The sequence below is a fragment of the Streptomyces sp. genome, from assembly GCF_050698815.1.
Classification (GTDB): Bacteria; Actinomycetota; Actinomycetes; order Streptomycetales; family Streptomycetaceae; genus Streptomyces.
This window is the reverse complement of record NZ_JBOHCV010000240.1, coordinates 1-2759: the sequence shown is the minus strand read 5'-3', so window position 1 is coordinate 2759 and position 2759 is coordinate 1. Positions and strand designations below refer to the sequence as shown.

At 69.7% G+C, this 2759-nt stretch carries 4 protein-coding genes; 1 reads left to right on the top strand and 3 read right to left on the bottom strand.

Translation table 11 applies throughout. The annotated features are described in order from the left end of the window. The 3 genes from ACRDP3_RS08865 to ACRDP3_RS08855 all read right to left on the bottom strand — a co-directional run. On the bottom strand, positions 1-1123 hold a 1123-nt coding region (locus ACRDP3_RS08865), incomplete at its 3' end, for a PAS domain-containing protein (protein ID WP_431516307.1). A 90-nt stretch (positions 1124-1213) separates the two neighbouring features. Next, positions 1214-1441 carry an SPOR domain-containing protein gene (locus tag ACRDP3_RS08860; protein WP_431516306.1) on the bottom strand — a complete coding sequence of 76 codons (228 nt, stop codon included), beginning with the start codon at positions 1439-1441 and terminating at the stop codon, positions 1214-1216. Positions 1442-1577: 136 nt separating this feature from the next. Then, positions 1578-2330, bottom strand: coding sequence for a GntR family transcriptional regulator (locus ACRDP3_RS08855; protein WP_431516305.1), 753 nt, complete (start codon positions 2328-2330; stop codon positions 1578-1580). 291 nt (positions 2331-2621) lie between these two features. On the opposite strand from ACRDP3_RS08855, the gene ACRDP3_RS08850 reads away from it, so the two are divergent. Next, on the top strand, positions 2622-2759 hold a 138-nt coding region (locus ACRDP3_RS08850), incomplete at its 3' end, for a helix-turn-helix domain-containing protein (RefSeq protein WP_431516308.1).

The following is a 2759-nucleotide window of genomic DNA, read 5'->3' as shown; positions in this document are numbered from 1 at the left end:
GCAGCTTGGGGTCGCCGGGGTAGGTGGCGGCGAGCAGTTCGTGGGGCGAGGAGGCCAGGTGCGGTACGCCGCTGGCCAGCGTCCGGCCGACGACGGAATCGGCCAGGACGTGGACGTCCTGGCCGACCAGGAGCATCCGGCTCACGGTCGGCCCCTCGTCGCGGGCGGCGACGCCGAGCTGGAAGAGCGGGGTACCGGTGAGCAGTTCGATGTCGGGCAGGTCGCCGCCGTGGGCGGCCGCGCCGATGAGCATCACGGCGGCGTAGTCGGCGAGGCGCGGGACGAGGGCGGAGGCGAGGGCCTGGGAGATGGCGGTCACGTCGAACCGGTCCGCCAGGCCGACGCCGACGTCGTCGAGCAGCGCCAGCCGCTCCCGCGCCACCTCGATCTTCTCCAGCGCCTCGCGCCGCTCGGTGATGTCCATCATCACGCAGCTGACGCCGAGCACCTCACCCTTCTCGCCGGTGAGCCTGCTGTAGGAGACCGAGCGGGTGCCCGCTCCGTCGGGCGCGGGCATCACCACGTCGACGACGGGCTGCCCGGTCTCCAGCACGGTCGACTGCACGGTGGAGACCTCCTCCGCCATCCAGGCGGGGAGCACGTCGTGGACGGTCTTGCCGATGTGGTCCGCGGCCGCCACCTGGTTGAGCTCGGCCAGTGCCCCGTTGACACGGACGAAGCGCTTGTCGTTGTCGAAGAGGGCGATGCCGAGCGGTGAGGACGCGAAGAGCGCGTCGAGCGCGGCGAGGTCGTGCTCGACGGAGCGGATCCTGCTGGTCTCGACGATGTTGGCCAGCAGCAGCGGCTGGTCGTTGCTGTCGAAGAGCATCGTGACGCGGCCCTCGACGGCGACGTGGTGGCCGGCCCGGTGCCGGACGCGCAGGATGCCCCGCCAGCGGCGCTCCTGCCGCAGCGTGCGGCGGCGCACGCGCTCACCCTCGCCGTGCCCGTCCTCGAGGAAGTCCTGGATGCGGTGGCCCACGACCTGATCGGCGTGCCAGCCGAGGATCTCCTCCGTCATCGGGTTCCAGAGCAGGATGCGTCCGTCGCCGTCGAGCATGACGGTTCCGACCCGGAGGGTGTCGAGGATCGAGGCCACTCCCTCGGAGGGTCCTGTGCTCACACCGCCCACGTCCCTGATCGGGTAACTGGCCCGCCCGGACATTCCGGACGAGTAGGACTGAAAAGTCCTTATACCCGATTTTGGGGCCGGTCAGGCGTTGCCGCCGCTCGCGGATCCGGGAGGCTCGACCAGATAGCTGTCGGCGGCACCGGCGCCGGTCCCCCGCTCGCCGTCGCCGTGACCGCCGAGCCGGTCGACGACCCGCTGCGCTTCGGAGCGGGTGGCGTAGCTGCCCACGCGGTAGCGGTTGCCGTGGCCGTCCTCACGTATGACATGCCAGGGCAGCACGGGATTGCTCTCACAGCTTGCGCTTCGCATATGCCGGAGCTTACGCCCGCCCTTCACGCAGCGCATTCGAGTTGGCACAACGGGCCAGCATTTTCGGCCACACGTTCGCACCGGCTCGGACAAGCTCAGACCCGGCTCGGACCGGGTCGGACCGCAGCCGGGTCGGTCACCTCACCGGAAGGTGGTACGAGACGCGGAAACGATCCGCCGGCACCACCACGTCCGCGGTCTCCACGGCGCACCCGCCCGCGAAGTAGGTACGAGCCACGACCAGAACCGCATGACCCGGCACCCCGCCCAGCCCCGCCATCTCCTCGGCCAGCCCGGGACGGGCCCCGACCTCCTCCACGACGTTGTCGACCACCAGACCGATGGCCGCCATCCGCTCCACCACACCCCGGCCGCCGAGCGGTCCCTCCTCGGGCAGCATCACCGGCGTCCGCCCCGTGATCGACAGCGGTTCCCAGGAGGTGGAGAGCATCGCGGCCTCACCTTCCACCCGGAAGAGATAGCTGGTCCGCATCACCCGCTCACCGGGCTCGATCCGCAGCCGCTCCGCGATGCTCGGACTCGCCTCCTCCTGCTCGGTGCGCGACTCCCAGGTGCCCTTCACGTTCTCGTCGGCCTGCTCCTGGCGAAATGGCGTGGAGTCGCCGGGCGGGCGATAGCCGGTGCGGGACACCATGCGGGGAAGGGGGTGCTCGCGTACGTACGTCCCCGAGCCGGACCGGCCCTCGACCAGGCCCTCGGCCATCAGCACCTTGCGCGCCTCCAGGGCGACGGTGTCGGAGACGCCGTACTCCGCTCGGATGCGGGCCTGGGACGGCAGCCGGGTGTGCGGAGGCAGGTCGCCGCCGAAGATCTTCTGCCGGAGATCCCCGGCCACGCGCAGATACGCGGGCTGCTCACCGAATGGCACGTGTGGCCCTCCCCGTCCCGACAGTTACCCCTTGACAATGAGCAACAGCTTCGCAACTCACCGTTGCCGATCGCAATATCCGGCCAAAGTTTCACCCGAAGTGATGAGCTGCTGCTCAGGGCCTCCACGCCGCAACGGAAAGCATCACATCAGCCCGGATTGTTCACCGGTGGCACGACCGAACGGCCGGCGGATCCTCCGACGGCGACCCCGCTCCCACCACAGCCGACCTTGTGGGCCGAGGGCATGCTCGCGGTTTACGCTCTGACACTCTTTGCTTAGAGTGTCAGCATGTCGAGCAATGAGCGTGCCGAAGCGATCCTGGACGCGGCGTATGTGTGTTTCACGCGGCACGGGGTGCGGCGCACGACGATGGATGACGTTGCCAGGGAGGCGGGCATGTCCCGTCCGGCGGTCTACCAGTACGTG